This is a genomic window from Paenibacillus sp. FSL R5-0473 (genome assembly GCF_038004565.1).
Lineage (GTDB): Bacteria > Bacillota > Bacilli > Paenibacillales > Paenibacillaceae > Paenibacillus > Paenibacillus amylolyticus.
In genome coordinates this window covers 2,760,417-2,780,700 of record NZ_JBBORL010000001.1, presented here as the reverse complement: position 1 = coordinate 2,780,700, position 20,284 = coordinate 2,760,417, and the positions used below count along the sequence as shown (strand labels likewise).

19 protein-coding genes are annotated in these 20,284 nt (G+C 44.3%); 17 read left to right on the top strand and 2 right to left on the bottom strand.

Annotated elements, in window-relative coordinates; translation table 11 throughout:
• Positions 1 to 132 precede the first annotated feature (132 nt).
• The 7 genes from MKY28_RS12085 (at position 133) to MKY28_RS12055 (ending at position 7,332) form a co-directional block, all read left to right on the top strand.
• Positions 133 to 699 carry a TetR/AcrR family transcriptional regulator gene (locus MKY28_RS12085; protein WP_036608234.1) on the top strand — a complete coding sequence of 189 codons (567 nt, stop codon included), beginning with the start codon at positions 133 to 135 and terminating at the stop codon, positions 697 to 699.
• A gap of 353 nt (positions 700 to 1,052) precedes the next feature.
• Complete coding sequence (locus MKY28_RS12080; protein WP_076249421.1) at positions 1,053 to 2,207, top strand: glycosyltransferase family 2 protein; 1,155 nt, start codon at positions 1,053 to 1,055, stop codon at positions 2,205 to 2,207.
• A gap of 37 nt (positions 2,208 to 2,244) precedes the next feature.
• Positions 2,245 to 3,552: an aminotransferase class III-fold pyridoxal phosphate-dependent enzyme gene (locus MKY28_RS12075; RefSeq protein WP_076249420.1), complete on the top strand. Its 1,308-nt coding sequence runs from the start codon at positions 2,245 to 2,247 to the stop codon at positions 3,550 to 3,552.
• A gap of 42 nt (positions 3,553 to 3,594) precedes the next feature.
• Positions 3,595 to 4,626: a zinc-dependent alcohol dehydrogenase gene (locus MKY28_RS12070; RefSeq protein WP_036608226.1), complete on the top strand. Its 1,032-nt coding sequence runs from the start codon at positions 3,595 to 3,597 to the stop codon at positions 4,624 to 4,626.
• A gap of 92 nt (positions 4,627 to 4,718) precedes the next feature.
• Positions 4,719 to 5,963: an MFS transporter gene (locus MKY28_RS12065; RefSeq protein ID WP_051449724.1), complete on the top strand. Its 1,245-nt coding sequence runs from the start codon at positions 4,719 to 4,721 to the stop codon at positions 5,961 to 5,963.
• 94 nt (positions 5,964 to 6,057) lie between these two features.
• Positions 6,058 to 6,651, top strand: coding sequence for a DUF1349 domain-containing protein (locus MKY28_RS12060; RefSeq protein WP_340936057.1), 594 nt, complete (start codon positions 6,058 to 6,060; stop codon positions 6,649 to 6,651).
• 39 nt (positions 6,652 to 6,690) lie between these two features.
• On the top strand, positions 6,691 to 7,332 hold the full coding sequence (locus tag MKY28_RS12055; protein WP_076249419.1) for an HAD family hydrolase: 642 nt from the start codon (positions 6,691 to 6,693) through the stop codon (positions 7,330 to 7,332).
• Here MKY28_RS12055 and MKY28_RS12050 read toward each other — a convergent pair.
• The gene (locus MKY28_RS12050) at positions 7,329 to 8,144 is read right to left on the bottom strand and encodes an AraC family transcriptional regulator (protein ID WP_076249418.1); all 816 of its coding nucleotides are present in this window, start codon (positions 8,142 to 8,144) and stop codon (positions 7,329 to 7,331) included. The genes MKY28_RS12055 and MKY28_RS12050 overlap by 4 nt on opposite strands.
• Positions 8,145 to 8,439: 295 nt before the next feature.
• Here MKY28_RS12050 and MKY28_RS12045 point away from each other — a divergent pair, with 295 nt between their 5' ends.
• The 3 genes from MKY28_RS12045 to MKY28_RS12035 all read left to right on the top strand — a co-directional run bounded on the left by MKY28_RS12045 (position 8,440) and on the right by MKY28_RS12035 (position 11,316).
• Positions 8,440 to 9,582: an NAD(P)/FAD-dependent oxidoreductase gene (locus tag MKY28_RS12045; RefSeq protein WP_076249417.1), complete on the top strand. Its 1,143-nt coding sequence runs from the start codon at positions 8,440 to 8,442 to the stop codon at positions 9,580 to 9,582.
• On the top strand, positions 9,579 to 9,866 hold the full coding sequence (locus tag MKY28_RS12040) for a hypothetical protein (RefSeq protein ID WP_076249416.1): 288 nt from the start codon (positions 9,579 to 9,581) through the stop codon (positions 9,864 to 9,866). The genes MKY28_RS12045 and MKY28_RS12040 overlap by 4 nt, the downstream gene beginning before the upstream one ends.
• A 214-nt stretch (positions 9,867 to 10,080) precedes the next feature.
• On the top strand, positions 10,081 to 11,316 hold the full coding sequence (locus MKY28_RS12035) for a cytochrome P450 (RefSeq protein WP_076249415.1): 1,236 nt from the start codon (positions 10,081 to 10,083) through the stop codon (positions 11,314 to 11,316).
• 98 nt (positions 11,317 to 11,414) lie between these two features.
• On the opposite strand, the gene MKY28_RS12030 is transcribed toward MKY28_RS12035, so the two are convergent.
• Entirely contained in the window at positions 11,415 to 12,854 is a 1,440-nt protein-coding gene (locus MKY28_RS12030; RefSeq protein WP_076249946.1) for a DHA2 family efflux MFS transporter permease subunit, read from the bottom strand.
• A gap of 282 nt (positions 12,855 to 13,136) precedes the next feature.
• On the opposite strand from MKY28_RS12030, the gene MKY28_RS12025 reads away from it, so the two are divergent.
• The 7 genes from MKY28_RS12025 (at position 13,137) to MKY28_RS11995 (ending at position 20,252) form a co-directional block, all read left to right on the top strand.
• Positions 13,137 to 13,742, top strand: coding sequence for a TetR/AcrR family transcriptional regulator (locus tag MKY28_RS12025; protein ID WP_047842851.1), 606 nt, complete (start codon positions 13,137 to 13,139; stop codon positions 13,740 to 13,742).
• A 45-nt stretch (positions 13,743 to 13,787) separates the two neighbouring features.
• A complete protein-coding gene (locus MKY28_RS12020) occupies positions 13,788 to 14,321 on the top strand; it encodes a GNAT family N-acetyltransferase (protein WP_076249414.1) in 534 nt (177 codons plus the stop codon).
• 73 nt (positions 14,322 to 14,394) lie between these two features.
• A complete protein-coding gene (locus tag MKY28_RS12015; protein WP_017688634.1) occupies positions 14,395 to 15,069 on the top strand; it encodes a response regulator transcription factor in 675 nt (224 codons plus the stop codon).
• A complete protein-coding gene (locus MKY28_RS12010) occupies positions 15,066 to 16,436 on the top strand; it encodes a sensor histidine kinase (protein ID WP_076249413.1) in 1,371 nt (456 codons plus the stop codon). Before MKY28_RS12015 ends, MKY28_RS12010 begins: the two co-directional genes overlap by 4 nt.
• A gap of 218 nt (positions 16,437 to 16,654) precedes the next feature.
• Entirely contained in the window at positions 16,655 to 17,641 is a 987-nt protein-coding gene (locus MKY28_RS12005) for an alpha/beta fold hydrolase (protein ID WP_076249412.1), read from the top strand.
• A 193-nt stretch (positions 17,642 to 17,834) separates the two neighbouring features.
• Positions 17,835 to 18,755 (top strand): alpha/beta fold hydrolase, encoded by a 921-nt coding sequence (locus MKY28_RS12000; RefSeq protein ID WP_051447070.1) that lies wholly within the window; start codon positions 17,835 to 17,837, stop codon positions 18,753 to 18,755.
• A 291-nt stretch (positions 18,756 to 19,046) separates the two neighbouring features.
• Complete coding sequence (locus MKY28_RS11995) at positions 19,047 to 20,252, top strand: alpha/beta hydrolase family protein (RefSeq protein ID WP_340936056.1); 1,206 nt, start codon at positions 19,047 to 19,049, stop codon at positions 20,250 to 20,252.
• Positions 20,253 to 20,284: the final 32 nt, after the last annotated feature.

Genomic DNA, 20,284 nt, shown 5'->3' with positions numbered 1-20,284 from the left:
TGCTAAGAGCCGCCAAATGGCGGCTTTTAGTATTACTCGTGAGGAAGTATGCTATAATTTTATAATCTCATCCAATCATTTGATGGATGACTAGATCAATTGTAGACTAATTCGCCAAGAGGTGTAATACCAATGAAAAAGGAAATGACAACAATCAAACAAACCAGGCTTCATTCCATTTTGGACGAGGCCACCAAATTGCTGATTGAAAAACCGAATGCATCCATGAATGAGATTGCAGAATCTGCAAAAATCGGGATCGCTACGTTACATCGATACGTGGAAAGCCGCGAACAGCTCATGGTATATCTCGGATTACGCGCAATCGAGGTGGTCAGTGAGACCATGAAAGAAATCCAACTGGATGAGGAGCACTGTGAAAAGTACATACCTGAGCTGATCGAGGCGCTGATTCCATTAGGCGACAAAATTTATTTTCTGGCTCATGACACCACCATTAACTATAATCCCGAGATTGAGGGAGCAGATCTGAAACTAAGAGAACCGGTACTCCATGCGGTCGGTCTGTTACAACAGAAAGGTTATTTCCGCTCCGATCTCGATAAAACCTGGATTGTCGATGTGCTGTATTCCATCATGTTCCTGACGTGGCAGCAGGTTGTAAGTGGTCATATCGCGAGAAAAGCAGCCCCCGCGCTTGTGGTGGATACGTTTTATCATGGATTTAAGCAGCGATAGCTAAAGGTTAATTCAGCGAGAATCAATAGATTTCCATCAAGCGAACACCCCAAAAAAAGTCGAATGTATCGTTAGATACACAGACTCTTTGAGGGTGTTTTTTTGCGTTCACAACAGCGTTTCTCAGTGCGCAAGCTACAAAAACTTGATTTTCTCACATATTCAAATATTAACAGAGTTCAGAATTTAAGATTTCCAGTTTACAAAAAATGATATAAATTTCTAGTAGATTCAAATCATTACCAAATAAAGACAAAATATTCAAGTGAGGGGGCCGGACAGAAACACCAGCAATTGTGCAGTTCGAATCAGCTTATGTACTCATTCCATCAACCCAAATCAGGAGGGATTCCATGCTTTACACCATTATTGTGCCAGTCAACCAGGACTATAACATTTTGAACCTGTTCACAGATTCGCTACTCCGGACGGTAAGCCCATCCACTCAGATTATTTTCATCAACGATGGTTCCGGCTCAGCAGTCTTTCAACATCTGGATAAACTGAAGCAAGAAGTAAGAGAAGGTGTGACCATCGAGATTCTTCAGCATGATTTTCCACTCGGTTGCGCCGTGTCGATTAATAGCGCACTGAGTCTAGCCAAGGGAGAGTACATTTTCTTCCTGGATTCTGACACCATTCTTCAACCGAACTGGCAACCGATGATGAAAGAGACACTGGATAGCGATATTACGATTGGCATGATTGGGGGCGTTCTGTTGTATCCGCAAACAGGAGGCGTGCAGCATTGCGGCATTGCTTTTGCGGACACCATCGGCCGACACCTGTTCCTGAACGCATCACCTGATGATATCCCAAAAGAAACCTTCTCTGTTCAACTGGTGGTGTTTGCCATGTTTGGCATGAAGCGGGAGGTGTATGAGACCATCGGCAACCTCGATGAGAAGTTCTTTAACGGATACGAGGACTTTGATTATCAGATGCGGGCACGAGCTGCCGGATACGATACAGTCATTAATCCGAATATTCAAGCATATCACTGGGAACGCAGCAGCGGCATTCACCGCAACTTCAACCGGAAGAACAATCTGGCACGATTCTGGAAAAAGTGGGGCGGTCAAATCGAGGCTGATGTGTGGCCATTCGTTTTCAGTCATCTGAAAGCACAGCTGGAAAGCCAGGAGGAATACCAGCATCTGCCGATTGTCGGGATTGACCTTGCCGAGGTTCGAAGTGATGCCGATACATTCTGGAACAAGCTGGAGGAAGCCGAATTTGCAAATGTAGCCGAAGTACGGGACTATTCAAACCGCTTTAATTCCAACGGGGCCATCTGGCTGCCACAGGTACTGGGCAAGGAATTGATTCATAGTGAGAACCGGTTACTGTTTTTGGTGGACAATTTCGCCCGTTTGCTGGAGAACCGCTACTGGATTGAGATGAGACATGCTCATCGAGCCAAGGATCTGATCATTGATCTGTATGGCAATGTGATCACAATGGATCGCATATACGATGGATGCTGGCCTGGAACCAAAGTTCGGTAATACACTCACAACGAAAATAAACAGGGAGGTACTTAAGGTGAAAGAAAAAGAGAGCACGCTCGATCGTGCCGTACGGTTTACCCGTAATCTGGAGTGGTTGGAACAAGTCGAGAAGGTAATTCCGAGCGGATGCAGCACTTTAGCCAAAGCACCTGAACGTTTATTTCCGGGCCATACACCCGTATGTTGTGCAGAGGCTTATAACTCCCGATTTACAGATATCGACGGGAATGAATGGCTGGATTGCGAAATGGCCATGGGTACGGCGCCATGGGGCCATGCCAGACATGAAGTCCAATTAACCGTCATTCACCAGTTGAAAAAAGGGACAAGCTTTTCTTTACCTGCCGACATCGAGCTTGAATGTGCCGAGTTGATTCTGGAGCGGTTCGAGGGGCGTTATCCATCGCTGCGCTTCACCAAGAGTGGTGCCGATGCAGTGAGTGGGGCCGTGCGTCTGGCCCGTGCCGCTAGTGGCAAAAGCAAGGTTATTGCGACAGCTTATCATGGGTGGCACGACTGGTCTGCCTACGGTTATTATGGTGGCCATACGAAAGAACGTGGCATACCGGTGGATATCGAGCGTTCAACGATCTGGGTTAACAAGCCTACTACGGAGCGAATTGAGGCCCAGATTACCGCGTCTCCCGAGGATATCGCATGTATTGTTCTATGCCCCAACGAGTGGAAAAAGGACGCGCTGGAGCAAGCCGTAAACCTATGTCGGTCTCTGGACATCATTATCATATTCGATGAGGTAACTTCCGGTATTCGAATGGGCAAGCAGGCTACAGCAGGAGAATATGACATCTGGCCTGATCTGCTCTGTATCTCTAAAGGTATGGCCAACGGTTTACCGCTCGCAGCGGTTATGGGGCCTGAGCACTTGATGTCTTTGTCAGGACAGGTCAGATTCAGTAATGCCCATTCCAGTGAAACGACAGCGCTCGCAGCAGCCATTGCCTGTGAACGATTAATGAAAAATGCGAAAGTATGGCCGACTTGGCGTGATCCGGCAACCCGGATCATGGATCGTCTGGAATCTGAACTTGTATTACTCGGATTGACGGATCAATTGGAAGTGAGAGGGACGTATGCAAGCTTCTGCATTCAATCCCTGGCTGAAGATAACTTCCAGACAGACCCTTTCCGCGAGTTCATGGTGAAGAGAATGGCTCACTTCGGCATTTTCACCAAGGGTTACTTTATTTTCTCTGATGCCCATACACGGGAAGAATTGCTGTGGGTCGAGGAAGCGCTGTTACAGATCCTGTCAGACTGGAAAGAGATTCAGAAGCAGGAACATCTTCATGCGATGCAACTTTCGAAAACGTTTGAAGCTTAATCCATAGATCATAATCGACAATCGACTAGGAGGAATTATTCAATGAAAGCACTCGTATATCAGGATCTCAAACAGGTGACTTACCAGGAGATTGAGGAGCCAACCATTCAAAAGCCAAACCAGGTAAAAATTAAAATCTATGGTTCCGGCATCTGCGGGACAGATCTGAATATTGTCAAAGGCAAAGTGCCGGCGAATAAAGGAACGATCATTGGTCATGAAGGCGTAGGCACAGTGGTTGAGGTGGGCGACGACGTTCGTGGTTTCAAGATCGGTGATCGGGTATTGGTTGATCCCACGCAATCTTGCGGTACCTGCTCATACTGCCGTGAGGGTCTGTTCATCTACTGCGAGAATTTTGATGACTATCAAGTAGGGATGACGACACACGGAACCTTTGCTGAATATTTTGTTGGGGACGAAAAGTATATCTATGCCATTCCGGATTCCATGAGTTGGGAAACGGCCATGATGATCGAACCACTGGGATGTGTACTTCAGACGTTCATGAAAGCAGGGACTAAGCCAAGTGACTCCGTACTGGTCCTCGGTTCTGGTGCAATCGGTTCCCTGTGTCAGCTTGTTAGCAAACGATTGGCAAGGCTTACTGTAGGCACGGAAGTTGATCCATACCGCAAAGAGTTCGCTTCAGGGATCGCGGATCATGTGTTCTATCCTCAGGATCTGACACTGGATAAAGTATACGAGATCAATAATAACAAAAAGTTTGATATTGTAGTGGACGCGGTTGGTAACCAACTTCATGTAGGGTTTGAGCTGATTGCCAAAGGCGGCAAAATTATTCCTATGGGATATGACGACAGCTATGAGGTGACGTTCAAATCAACAGCCGTGATTAATGATGGTATTAGTATCATCGGTGCAGTTGCTAATCACTCGATGATCAGTACGGCACTGAAATTTGCCCAAAGCATCCCGGAACTGGAACAGATGGTGACAGCCAAGGAACTGCTGAGTGATTATGAACAGGCCTTTAATGGAACGATTGGTTATGACATGCATACTGGAGAGAAGTTGCCGATGAACTCGGTCAAAACAGCTCTTATCCTATAAGAGGTACGATAAGCATGTAGACATTAGCGGGTTTGCCGCTGCGAGAAGTTGGAATTCGCAGCGGTGAAAACCGCAGAAGGAAGGGATATCGATTGAAATTGCTTCAAGATTTGCCGAAGAATCCACGCTACTCCATTTTACTCGAACCGGTATGGGCCATTCCAGGCACGATCGTTCTCTTTTACGCTCCTTTATATATGAAGGAAGCCGGACTTTCGGACATAGAAATCGGTTTAATCAATTCGGTGAATCTTTATTTTGCCTTTATCTTTCAATTGTTTGCGGGTTCCATTACGAATAAGCTGGGCCGGAAACGAACAACACTGATCTTTGATCTGCTTGCCTGGAGTGTTCCCATGTTCATCTGGGCCTTCTCCCAGAACTTCTGGCTGTTCCTGATCGCTTATTTACTGAATGCTACATCCAAGTTTGTAACGGTTGCCTTTAACTGTCTGATCATAGAGGATGTGGAGGAACACAAACGATCCAAGGTATTTGCCATTCTCAACATGATTATTACAGGGGCTGGTGTACTCACGCCTATTGCCGGGGTGGTCATTGCTGATTATGGTATTGTGCCTACACTCGCCAGTATTTACTTTGTTGGAGGCATCCTCATGACCGCCATGTTTTTCATTCGTAACCGATACACGGATGAGACCGAGGTCGGCAAGGAACTTATGGGATTGCATAGTAAAACCCGCGTGCTTCAGAGCTTGGGTTCAAGTCTGCGCCTGTTCGGCAAATCGTTCTACAAACGAAGACTTTTTCCGATCATTCTGATCACGGTGTTATCCAATCTGATCTTGCAACTGAATTTCTTTCAGGTCATTTTCTTCAAGGAACAGTTAAAGTTTGATGACCGTGTCATTTCGTTTATCCCAGTAGTGACTGCGGTAACCGTCATGCTGCTCTATCTGGTCATCATTCCGCGACTGAAACGGCGTTCGGAAGAAAAGTATGTTGGTTTTTCCATTGTGCTTAGCACGGCCGGAGCCATTCTGTTTCTGTTGATCCCTGTGGGGAATATAGGGATGTTGTTTCTCACGCTAATCGTGCTCGCTGCGGGTAACTTCATTTTGCAGACGTACCGGGATTCCCTGCTGATGAACCGATTGGGTACGCATGAGAAAGCCGATATGTTCTCGGCCGTGCAGACCGTCATGACGCTTACAGCCATTCCATCCGGATACCTGACGGGCCTGCTCTACCATCACAATCCAACACTATTGTTCAGTGTCATTCTTGGTCTATATGTCGTACTCATGGTCATCATGTTCTTCCTGCCAGATCCGCAAAAGCACTCCCAAGTGCTGGAACCTTACAAAAATATGTAGAAAAAGGGGTTTACTGTATCTGGAGCGAATATGTAGTACAGAAAAAAATAGAACTACCTCTAGAACATATTTTAACTTGGGAGGCTACTAACAAATGACTAACATAATGACAACAGAAGCACGGAAGCAATGGAGCTGGATGAACGAGCCCGATATCTGGTCCTATACCGATCAGGGAGGTGTGCTGGTGGAAGCGAAGGCGGACACCGACTTTTTCCAGGACCCTGCGGGGAAGCACATTCGTGCAACTGCTCCTTTCTTGTCCATGCCTGTGCCTGGCGATTTCGAAATCACAACCCAATTAACCGTAGATATGAAAAATCAATATGATTCCGGTTGCCTGATGGTGATGGCGGATGATCGTAACTGGTGCAAAATTTGTTTTGAGTATGATGGAAAAGCGCCTACCATCGTGTCGGTGGTGACACGTGATGGTTCATCCGATGATTGTAATTCGGTGGAAGTCTCCGTACCTAATCCCTATCTGCGTATACGCAAAGTAGAGGGCTGCATATCATTCTTTTATTCACCCGATGGGGATGAGTGGAAACTAATTCGTTATTTCGGCATGCCGATACAAGGGGAACTTCGAGCTGGATTAGTTGTTCAGTCGCCGACTGGAACGGGCTGTACGTGTCATTTTTTATCCGTGAACGTTACTCATCCGGACTTGACCGCACGTTTCTAATCCGCTCCCCTGGCCGATCACTGGAGGGAGAACAGGTTCATGGTAAAAGCATTTATATTTGATTTTGATGGACTCATTGTCGATACAGAGACACCTTGGTATTATGCGTTTCGGGATATTTATGAAGAGCACGGAGTTGAACTTGGTCTGGAGCTATGGTCGAAAAATGTGGGGACATCCTTTGAGGAGTTTCATCCATTTCTGTATCTGGAGCAAGCGCTCCAAAAAAAGATAGATCATGATCATATCAAACTGCTCTCTGAACAGAAATACGAAGTCTATTTGGGACAGGCTTCCATTCTTCCAGGGGTGTATGAATTGCTTCAGTCTGCGAGGGAGAAGGGGATTCAGCTTGCGGTTGCTTCCAGCTCTACACGGGACTGGGTGCATGGTTACTTGCAGAAATTAGGCATTTTCGATTATTTCACAGTCGTTCATACATCCGAGGATGTGAAGCGAGTGAAACCGGAACCTGAACTGTACCTTCTTGCTCTCCAGAGTCTTGGGATCGAGGCTTCCGAAGCGATTGTGTTCGAAGACTCACCTAATGGCTTGAAGGCAGCCAATGCAGCAGGTATTCGGTGTATCATCGTACCTAACGAGGTAACGCGTGGTCTGGAATTCGCCATGCATGAACTGCGGTTATCCTCGCTGGCCGAGATCGATATGGAGGCGCTTTAATCCAGATACTGCTTGCGTAGCTCGATAGGGGAGATCCCTTCGTATTTTTTGAACACTGATCCAAAGTAACTGGCACTGTTGAAACCAACGGCTTTGGCTATTTCATGAGCGGTCGTAGCGTTATTTTCGATGAGCATTTCCTTGGCTTTCAACAACCGATATCGCATCAGATATTCCAATGGAGTCATTTGAAATTCTTTTTTGAATATCCGATTGAGGTGCTGCTCGGTAACGTCCATCTGTTCAGCCAACATGGGGAGAGAAATATCCTGATGATAATTTTGTTTGATAAAAGTAATGAGTTCATCCAATCTTAATCGGGCATCAGAACGTTCGTAAGCACTATAGCGTTCACCTTCAATGGTTAATCTGACCAAAAGCATGTACAGTAATGCGGATACGTGCCAGATCTGATCCTTGTGCCGGGACTGCAGCGCCAACGTAATTTCACGCAACAGGATATGAAGCATTCCATCCGGCTTGAAGGCGCGCAGCTCCCCGATCTGCAAGGTATGCAAGAACCGTGGCAATAAATAGCCATTGAAAGACAGACAATCAAATCGTAATGAATCACTCAGATTGTGGTAACGGTAGGTTACCTCCGGGAACAAAATGAGAGCGGTCCCTTTTTTGATCGAAAATTCATGATTCTTTGCTGCGATTCGCCCTGTTCCTCCGATGCACTGTACAATGCTGTAATCCCGCGAATGGTCGCTCCAATTCATCAATTCATCAACGGTCAACTGGTTTTGCCCTGTAATCATGAGCGGCATATCGGTATCCAGCGGATTCCCCATACTAGGTTTCGGCATCGTCGTGTTATTCCTCTTTTCGTTAAAGGATCATGTGCGTAAGTGGCGTGGTTACAGCGTTAAAAGAAACCTAGAAAGAATTATATTACATAAATGGAATAATTTTAATTGAATGACGGGCAATATATAAAACGTTTTCATACAAATGCTTCAACAATTCTTTATTGGATGAATGAGTATGAACTGTAGTCTGATCAGCCTCTATTTATGGATCTAAAAGTACGCCTGCCTTGCCAACAGAATGCGAAACGGTATACGCTATAACGAATGAGTGATTAAGGAAAGGGATGCAAACATGAAGAAAGTCATCGTAGTCGGATCGGGTATTCTGGGGGCATCAACAGCCTATCAATTAGCCAAACATGGCGCAGAGGTAATCATCGTAGATCGAAAAGATATAGGACAGGCAACGGATGCAGCTGCCGGTATCATCTGTCCATGGCTGTCACAGCGTCGCAATCAGGACTGGTATCAGCTCGCCAAGGCAGGTGCGCGGTTCTATCCTGGCATCATAGCGGAGCTTGAAGGCGAAGGAGAAACGGAAACCGGTTATGCTCAAGTGGGCGCGCTTAGTATTCATACGGACGAGGATAAAATCAACAAGATGGGAGAGCGGGCACATCTTCGCAAAGCAGATGCACCGGAGATTGGGGACATTACACCTCTTGATGCCAAAGAAACCCATGATCGTTTTCCTCTACTGGATGAACGTTATCAATCGGTACATATCAGTGGTGCTGCACGTATAGATGGAAGAGCGCTGCGCGATGCATTGATCCGGTCTGCACAGCGGAATGGAGCGGAAGTGATCCATGGAGACGCCACGCTTCAATTCGAAGCGGATCGGGTCATTGGTGTGAGTGTTAATGATCAGAGTTTCCTGGCAGATGAAGTCGTTGTCTGTGCAGGTGCATGGGCTAACGAACTGCTGAAGCCACTCGGCATACACTTTAAAGTGCATTATCAAAAGGCACAAATTATGCATCTACATGTCACGGATGGGGAGGATACAGGCCGCTGGCCTGTGATCATGCCACCTTCTGATCAATATCTGCTGGCCTTTGATCAACAGAAGATCGTGATTGGTGCCACTCATGAAAATGATGTGGAGGGTTATGATACAAGAGTAACTGCAGGGGGCATGCAGGAAGTTTTGAATAAAGGTCTGGAACTGGCGCCGGGGCTAGCCAATAGCACATTCCAGGAGGTAAGAGTTGGGTTCCGTCCGTTCACACCTGGCTTTCTGCCAGTAATGGGGGCTGTTCCAGGCTGGCAAGGTCTGATTACCGCGAATGGACTTGGAGCCTCTGGACTGACCATGGGTCCTTTTATCGGGAGTCAACTGGCGAAACTAGCTCTAGGCATGGAACTGGATATCGATATTGAGCCCTACACTGTTGGCAAAGCAATGGATGAAATTGAAAGAGGTGAGTCATGACTTATTCACAACGTGTATCCGATGGAGCGAACTCGTCCGACATCGTATATCTGGAGCATCAGATTGGTACGACGAAAGAAAAACTGCGCATAGCTTTGGAGAAACAAGAAACATACAAAAGCGAATTGTCGGAATTGAAGTCATCACCAATCAGGAATGTATCCGAAGACAGTTCTGAAGAGCAAATCTTAATGGAGAAGGCAAGCCAAACGAAGAACTTGATTGAAACCCTGTCTGAACAACTGGAGCAACTACAGGAAGCATTAGCGAAACTAGGCGATTGATCGGCTCTATGGCTTATCTCTTTGAGACATCAACAGAAATAATATACGATACGTATAAAACGAAAACCCCTTATATTAAGGGGTTTTTCTGATTTAGTTCAAATGGTTTATATCAATAAATGAACGTATGGTATAAAATGGAATCAGGTGCTGAACTGTCAATTCAGGTACCCATGTAACCAATCACGAAACTATGCTGAGAGGTGGATTCCAAATGTATAAAGAAGTGATACGTGTTGAGGACATCACGGGGTTTCAGTCGAGATCTGAAGAGTTTTTCCCACTTCACTGGTTTCGAAAAATGCTGTCCGAGCATCCTGTGTACTATCACGAAGATACAGACACCTGGAATGTGTTCAGATACGATGATGTGAAGCAGGTCCTCAGTAATCATGAGTATTTTTCAGCCGAAGGAACCCGGACAACGATTGCCGTTGGAGCAAAGAACAATGAAGGCACACCTCCAGACAAATTAAACATATCAAGTATCGATCCTCCCCGTCATCAAAAAAGTCGTTCGTTGTTATCGGCTGCTTTTACACCTCGTAGTCTGAAAAACTGGGAGCCACGAATTCGCAACATTGCAGAGCAGCTGGTAGCCGATATTGAGCCAAATACGACGATTGATATTGTTCAAGCGTTGGCCGCTCCACTACCTTCGATGGTTATGGCCGATCTGCTCGGCATCCCTCTTACAGACAGCCATCGCTTCAAGAACTGGGTAGATATTTTGTTTCAACCCATCAATTCAAAGACGGCTGAAGAGAGTGAACTGAAAAAACAAACTGCCGCGCAAGAGTATTATCAATTCCTGTATCCTATTGTGGTTCATAAACGGACTCATCCTGGTGAGGATATCATTACGGATCTGTTAAATGTTGATGTTGAAGGTGAGAAGTTCACGGAGGATGAGGTTGTTCGCACGACCATGCTTCTGCTTGGAGCCGGTATAGAGACAACGAGTCATATGGTTTCAAATACGTTCTATTCCTTCCTCTACGATGACCCGAGCTTGTATGGCCAACTCAGGCAGAACCCCGAATGGGTTCCGCTCGCAGTGGAAGAAATGCTTCGTTATAGGTTCCATAATGCCAAGCGGCATCGGACAGTAAAGCAGGATAATCAACTGCTCGGAGTGGATTTGAAAAAAGGAGATGTTGTCATCTCCTGGATGAGTGCAGCCAATATGGATGAGCAGATGTTTGAAGACCCCTTTGAGCTGAATATTCATCGTCGTAATAACAAAAGACATCTTACCTTTGGTAATGGCCCACACTTTTGTCTAGGGGCCCCGCTGGCAAGAATGGAACTAAGCATTGCCTTGACAGCATTTGTGGAGAAGATTGCTCGGATTGAACCAGTGGAGTCCTTTGATCTGGAGAATAATCTGGCCACTTCAGCTCCGGGACAGTCATTGACCCATCTGCCAGTGAAGATCGTTGCGGAGTGAGAAGGAATCATACGGGACACAACCTAAAAAGCGGCAGATCAGACGTAAACGTCTTGATCTGCCGCTTTGTTATGCAAGCAAGTATGAGGCTGGACACCTTAATTTGAATTCATAGAAACTTTTTGTCTTACCACCTGTTTGATTTCTTCCTCTTTGGCTTGTTTGGTGCGTTTGATAAAGAAGGAAAGGACCAATCCCACAACAGCGATACCGATGATAACAACATAAGCATCATTGATACCCTGGATCATGGATTCTGTAGCAAGCTGTTTTTGACTGAGACCATTGGCTGCACCAGTCGCCATCATATCCTGTACGTGCGCTGTTGTACGGGAGGTCATGACACTTACGAGTAATGAAGTGCCTACAGCACCAGCCACTTGTCTGACGGTGTTGGAGATAGCTGTACCGTGTGCACCAAGTCTTGGTGGCAGTTGGTTAAGTCCCGCAGTCTGAATCGGCATCATGAGCAGAGCCATACCAATTCGGCGGCCGGTAGACATTAATACCAGGTAACCATAACTGGTTGAATCCGTTAAGTCGATGAATCCAATTGTTGTCACGATGGTGATCACCATCCCGATAACGGCGAGCCATTTCGCTCCAAATCGGTCAAACAATTTTCCGGCTACTGGCATCAGGAAGCCCATGACAAGAGCACCCGGAAGGAGTAATAATCCGGACTCCAGTGCAGTGTAACCACGTGCGTTCTGGAGATACAAGGGAAGCAACATCATGTCAGCATACATGATCATTGTAATCGCGATACTGATGACCGTGGTCAGGGAGAACATATTGTACTTGAAAGCCCGCAGATCAAGCAGCGGAGTTTCAGACACGAGCTGACGCCATGTAAACAGGGCAAGAGAAACAATCCCAGCCGCAATGCAGATAAGAACTTCTGCACTTGACCATCCCAGACTTCCTGCTCTGCTGAAACCATAGAGCAATGCGCCAAATCCGATCGTGGACAGCACCACACTGATTGTGTCGAACTTTGTGTTGACCCGTTCGGATACATTCTTCAGGTATACAAACGCAAAAGCAATGACAATAAGAGTTAATGGAATCATGCCATAGAACATCGTTTGCCAAGAGTAGTTCTCGAGGATATAACCGGCAAGGGTAGGCCCGATTGCAGGGGCAAAAATGATGGCAAAACCAACCATACCCATTGCAGATCCTCGTTTTTCAGGAGCAAACAAGGTCAAAATAACGTGCATCAAGAGCGGCATGATAATGCCGGCACCCGCTGCTTGAATCATACGTCCTGTCAGCAATGTGCCAAAGTTATCTGCAAGAGCAGATACGATGGTACCAATCAGGAAAATAAACATGGAAGCTTGGAATAATTGCTTGGTTGAAAAGCGTTGCATGAAGTAGGCCGTAATGGGGATAAGTACCCCGTTCACCAGCATGTAACCTGTCGTTAACCATTGTGCAGTTGCGGCGGAGATGTTAAAATCACCCATCAGTTCCGGTGTAGCAACACTCATGATCGTTTGATTCAACGTTGCAAGGAAGGCTCCCAAAATCATGATAAACAGGATGGGGCCTTTCTTTACGGATAATTCTTCTTGTACTCTAGCCTGACTCAATCCTTTTCATCCTTTCAATCCACACGTGACTAAATTTACAACGTGTTGTATAGTTTACATTGTATTTATTGAATTATATACATATTCGGACAGATTACAATTTACGTTATGACGTGTTTTCGTTGTTTATTTTACAAATAAAATGAATTTGTTGTGTAAATCAAAAATAAACGACTGTTTGTTTAAAATTGTAATGTTTAAAATTTGATGGGAGGGATACACGTGAAAGACGAGAAGAAATCAGCCGTGGACCCAAGAATATTGCGAACACGTCAGTTAATTCGAGGTGCATTTGTTGAATTGCTGCAGGAAATGGATATTGAGAAGTTGTCAGTCAACAAAATTGCCGAACGAGCGACGATCAATCGGGTAACCTTCTACCTGCACTATCGTGATATTACGGATATGATGGAGAAGATGGCGGATGAGATGATTGAGAATATTGAACGGATCGTGGATGAATATGCCCCTCATTTTGAGAAGCAAAGAACGGAAGAGGCTTGGCCTGTTCTAGTCAAGTTACTAGAGCATTTTGCAGAGAACGCCTCGTTCTATCAGGTGGTTCTTGCTACAAAGCGCACACCGATTTTTACCGAACGACTGCTCAAATTGTTAAGTACGCTGGTCAAAGCCAAAATTGATCGGGTAGAGATGGAAGATGAACTCGAAGAATCCGGCATTCACAAAGAAATCGCAATATGGTACGGTTCTTCGGCTCTGATTGGAACCATCGTTGCCTGGTTGCGTAATGATATGCCATATTCACCTCATTTCCTGGCGAAACAATTCTCGTTGATTCGCTCGTACTCTTATAATGACCTGATATAATCATGCTACAATTGCATCTAACGTTAATAGAGGAGGAATAATGTGATGAAATATAGTGCAGAACGTATCTATGTGAGATTTTGGAATGTGGATGATGCCTCATTGCTTCTGGATCTACAGGTTCGCAATCGTGCGGAAATCGAGAACATATCAGCAAGTGATCGGGACGAGTCTTTCTACAGCTTGGAAGGGCAAAGGTCACTCATTGAGAGCTGGAACAAGAAGAGAGAAGAAGGAAATCGCTATTCTTTTGGTATTTTTCTACATACAACGGATGAACTCGTCGGTGAAATTTCTTTGTTCGAGATCATACTGGATTCTACCCCAAAATGGATCCTTGGTTATGTGACGGATACTCTGCATCAAGGAAAAGGATATATGAGCGAAGCCCTGCAATGTGTAATGGAATTTGCCAAACACGAAACTGAAATTACTCGAATCGAAGCTGGCGCTGTGCCCGATAATACAGGTTCCATCCGTGTCCTTCAAAAAGCAGGATTCAAGGAGAATGGGTCACAGCCTGTGCCAATCCAGGGAACGTTGAAAGAACATACGATGTTTGCTGTGGATATACTATAAGCAAGATGTTTTAATATTTACTATACAAGTTGGACTATATATTTAAACGTAACGGAGAGGACAGAAAAAACATATGGCTACTATACTCGTTGCAGACGACGATGCGAACATTCGTGAACTCGTCTGTCTATTTCTCAAAAACGATGGATTCACAACAGTGGAAGCTGCGGACGGTAAGGAAGCTCTCACTATATATGGCGAAACTCCAGTAGATCTGGTCGTCCTTGATATTATGATGCCTGTCATGGATGGTTGGGCACTGTGTAAAGAACTCCGAAGAGCCAATCCCGACCTCCCGTTACTCATGCTGACGGCGAGAGGAGAGACTTGGGAGAAGGTGAAAGGATTCGAACTGGGTACGGATGATTATTTGACCAAACCGTTTGATCCGTTAGAGCTGACCGCTCGTGTCCGAGCATTACTGAAACGATACAAAATCGGCTCCACACACACAATCCAGTTTGGTAACGTCATTCTGGACCGTCAGACGTATAAGGTGATGAGAGGTACAGAGTCGCTTACGTTACCACTTAAGGAGTTCGAATTGCTGTATAAGCTTGCTGGAACACCAGGACAAGTCTATACACGTGAGCAATTAATCGATCAGATATGGGGTATTGATTACGCGGGAGATGATCGAACAATAGACGTACATATTAAACGCCTGCGCGAACGATTCGCGACAACACCTGATTTTCGGATTGAAACGGTGCGTGGGCTAGGGTACAGACTTGAGGTCTATGAATGATCAGATCCTTATATATTCGTGTTGTTCTGACCTTTCTGGTGTCAGTCATCACAGGCACGATTATTTCATTTTTTATGTCAACCTGGATGTTCGAAGATCAATTGAATGAAAATGCTCAAATTAACATACGCAATTTTGGCCAGGACGTTGTGCAGATTTATAAGACGCTGCCTGCTGATGAAGCAGAATCATTCGTTAGTAGAATGAAACAACTTGATTCGTATCATATTCGAATTTATGATGCAACGGGCAATTTCAAGTCTTATGGGAAGCTTAACGAACATAAATCATCCCCCGTATCGACGGATCAACTCAAGAAGGTTTTAAACGGAGGGGTTGTGCAGGACACACCTAAAGGTATCGCTACCGTTCTTTTGGGGCTACCGATCAAGACGGAAACGGGTATAAGAGCGATGTTTCTAGAAACACTCTCACCGCCCTCAGCCTCTTTTGTGGTCCAGTTTGGCTTGATTTTTGCAAGCTGTTCCTTGATTGTAGGAAGTTTGTTGATTGTGGTTGCTTCTGTATATCTGGTTAGACCGATCAAAAAATTGACCAAAGCGACCAAACGGATTGCAGCTGGAGACTTCAATGTCAAGCTGAACATTAAACAAACGACGGAGATTGGTACATTGGCCCGTAGCTTTGAAGAAATGATGCATGATCTTCAGCAGTTGGAGCAGATGCGCAGGGAATTCGTTACCAATGTTTCGCATGAGGTTCAGTCTCCGCTCACCTCGATATCCGGTTACGCTTCGGCACTGAAGCAAGTAAATCTCTCAGAACAAGAACGAAACCGTTACCTGGATATTATCATCTCAGAAGCAAAAAGAATGTCCAAAATGAGTGATAGCCTGCTGAAGCTGAGTTTGCTTGAATCGCAGTCACAGCAACTACGGCTCACCACCTTAAGCCTTGATGAACAGATCAGGCGGGTCATCGTGGCGCTTCAGCCGCAATGGTCTGGGCGCAACATTCATTTCGAGCTTGATTTGGAGAACGTGAAGGTAACGGCTGATCACGATCAGTTAAATCAGGTATGGACAAACATCATCGGAAATAGCATCAAGTTTTCCGAGGATGGCGGTATGATTAAAGTCAGTATCGAAGAGGACTTCAAAAATGTGACTGTTCGAATATCCGACACGGGCATTGGAATTCCCCTGGAAGATCAGAAGCGTATATTCGACCGTTTTTTCAAGGCAGATCGTTCCCACAGCCGCAAATATGACGGGAGTGGTATGGGACTTGCTATCGTTAAACAGATCGTCTCCCTTCATCAGGGTGACATCCAAGTGGAAAGTGAACCTGGTCAAGGCACGACCTTTATGATTACGTTGCCCATCCATCCACCAACGGATAGTTAGGCTCACAGGTTAGGCCAATGAATAGAATATCCATCGGATTATCTAAACCAAATGTTCATGTCCTATGTAACATGCAAGCTTCCTTGTATGTTACATAGGACATTTTTTTTTTGCTTGTTCATACTCCGTTCATATTCCGGTCATGGGGAGTACATCTTTCTTGATTAGGATTTCTTAAGTAGCCTGCCAGGCCAATATACAGATGAGGATAGGAGCAGATGAATGTGAATCAACAAGCAGACAGAGAAGTCCAGAGTAAGAGCAAAACCAAGAAAGTGTTAAACATCTTGTTTAAAGTGTTTGCCGCAATCGTTATCGTAATCCTACTTTTTGTAGCTACCGTATATACCGTTAATAAAATCAGTAGTTATTCGGAGCAAAAAAGAATGGAGCCGTATGGTCAACATGTATCCGTAGACGGGAAAAATATGAATGTATTCATTCAAGGCGAAGGCGAGGAAACGATTGTACTTCTGCCGGGTTTTGGAACAGCGTCACCTGCACTTGATTTTAAGCCACTTATTTCAGAACTATCCCCCTATTATAAAGTCGTTGTGGTTGAACCTTTTGGTTATGGATTGAGTGATCAGACTGACAAGGAACGCAGCACAGCAAATATCGTAAGTGAAATCCACGAAGCGCTGCAAAGTCTACATATTGATCGGTATATTCTCATGGGTCATTCCATTTCGGGGATCTATAGTCTGGATTATGTGAACAAATATGCAGATGAAGTAAGTACATATGTCGGGCTGGATAGCAGTGTTCCAGCGATTAGTGAACAGAAGGTTGAAGCATCAGAAATCGTACCGATTACATGGTACCGTAACTTGGGTTTCCCACGTTTGCAATTGAAAATGAGTGATGATCCATATGCTGGGCTACCGTATGATGAACAAACCAAAGAACAATTGAACATTTTGATACAAAAGAACATGTTTAATTCAACTCAATTAAACGAGATTGTAAGCATGTATTCCAATTTTAAAGCAGCTGAACAGTTAACGTTCCCTGTTAATCTTCCGGTTCTTTTCTTTGTTCAAAAGAATCATCCGGCAGCAGACAATTGGGTTCCGGAACACGAGAAGTTAATAGAGAACTCTGTGCGTGGTGAAGTGGTGCTGCTGGAAGCAAATCATTATTTGTATCGTTCCCATGCCAAAGAAATTGCTGAAAAATTCAGGGGATTTATGACGCAGCAGTAAATATAAATGAATTGGCTTGTTCATATTCAGTTCATATTGACGTCACGGGGAGTACATTTTCATTGGATAAGATTTCATTAGCAGCAAAAAAGACAATCGAACTATCAGTTCAGGACAGGAGAAGATAACACTGACGACGCAGCCAGCGGAAAAGAAAACAAAGAATAGATCAAAGGCCAAAAAAGTGAGAAACATGATACTGAAAATAGTAGGAGCAATCGTAATCGCCATTATTCTATTTCTAGGTATTGTTTATATCACCAATGTGATCAGTAGTAATTCAGAGGCCAAGAAAATAGATTCCTATGGTCAGCATGTATCTGTAGACGGGAAAAATATGAATGTACTCATTCAAGGTGAAGGCAAGGAAACGATTGTACTTCTGCCTGGTTTTGGAACAGCAGCACCAGCGCTTGATTTTAAACTGCTCATTGACGAACTATCACCATATTACAAAGTTGTGGCGGTTGAGCCATTCGGGTATGGGTTAAGTGATGCTACTGAAAAAGAACGAACCACAGAGAATATCGTAAGTGAAGTTCATGAAGCTCTGCAGCAACTCGATATTCATCAGTACATGCTCATGGGTCACTCCATTGCAGGCATTTATGGCATTGATTATGTGAACAAATATCCGGATGAGGTCACGGCATTTGTCGGAATTGATAGCAGTGTTTCAACACAACCGGGTATGGATGCCAAATTACCTACTAAAACGTTCGCATTTCTTAAAAAATCAGGTCTCCAAAGATTGGTGGTCAAATTTAGTAGTGACCCCTATGCTGGACTCGCATTTGATGAACATACCGTAGAGCAGATGAACATGCTGTCGAATAAAAACTCGAACAGTTCCACGACTTTGAATGAGATGGACCATATTGCTTCCAATTTTAAAGGAGCCCAAGGTTTAACCTTTCCTAAAGACCTGCCACTTCTTCTCTTTGTACAAGCGAATAATGAAGGTGTAGAAGGATGGATACCGCTGCATGAAGGGCAGATCAAAGATTCAGTACATGGGAAAGTAATCACCATGGATGGCGAACATTACTTGCACCATACGTTATTCAAAGAAATAGCTGAAGATGTTAGAGCATTCATGAACGAAGCGAAATAATAATTCTGTAAAAGTCCGTGATGAGAGAGAGGAATTCAATTGAGATTATTTGAGATACTGTTAGTTCTATCCTGTTTCGCGTTACTCATAGACCTACTATTTATTAAAAGAAGTGCAAAGAAAATAGGTTTGGGTTTGGGTATAGGAAGTAGCGTTATATTATTAGTGCAATTGTTTGTTGAGGGATACAGATGGCAGTTGCTTTTGGTATATATCATGACGGCTCTATTCATAATCATCGTTTTATTCAGACATTCCGATAAGATGGCGAATCTTAAGATAGGGAAGTTCTTGAAATATAGTTTATCTTCCTTAATCGTTATTTTGCTTGTTGGTTCTACCGTCTTGTCTGTATACTTACCTGTTTTTAATCTGCCGAAGCTTGATGGTCCAGAGAAGGTGGGTACTCAAACATTTCATTTAACAGACCAGAACAGAGACGAAATCTTCACTGAAGATCAAAACGATAAGAGAGAACTAATGGTTCAAGTTTGGTACCCAACTGAAAACAGCAATAATAACAAGCGTGACACGCTGTTTCCAAAAGATAAAGAAATGTTCAAAAAGTATATTCAGAGCTTCTCTAATTCTTTAAAACTGCCCGAATTTTTGCTCGACTACTTGAAGTATAGTCAAACCAACTCTTATGAAAATGTAGAAATATTACCTTCTACAAGTCCTTATCCCGTGGTACTACTATCTCATGGTATGGGAACCAGTAGAGTTCTACATGTATCACAGGCCGAGAATCTGGCCAGTCATGGGTATATCGTGGTCACCATCGATCATACGTATAGCACCTTTGCTACTCTTTTTCCAGATGGCCGTGTAACGGATTATAAAAAAAGCACGACTACACTAGATGAACGTACAAAAACAGGGAGTATATGGACGAAAGATGTGGAGTTTGTAATCGATCAAATCGAAAAGCTGAATTCAGGTGCAATCGAAAGTCAGTTTAAAGGGAAAATCGATCTAGATCACATCGGCGCGATGGGGCATTCTTTTGGGGGTGCAACCGCGTTTAATGCAACGTATTTAGATCAGAGAATCAAGGCCGGGGTTAATATGGATGGGTCACTATATGAAGTGGAAAATAGAGATGATATAAACAAGCCGTTTATGTTCATCCGATCGGGAAGTTTTGAAGACTGGTTCGCCAACTTTGAAATAGATAGAAATTCGGATGATGAAGTAACTAAATCTCTTTCAGATGAGCTGCACATTATGAAAAATGTTATGAATCATGGGGGAAAAGTGATCTATGTAGAAGGAACCCAGCACTTCAATTTCACGGACCTTCAGTTCTATTCAGAGCTGGTTAAACTGTCCGGTATCACAGGAGATATCAATGGTAAAAGAGGATCAAACATCGTAAATCAATATGTACTCGATTTCTTTAACAAGCAACTGAAAGGAACGGGTGGAGATCTCATTCAGGGACCAAACGACTTGTATCCGGAGGTGAAATTTGTAGACCCAGAAGAAATCAAATAACCAAAACACTTAAAATTCAGGAGATGATGTGA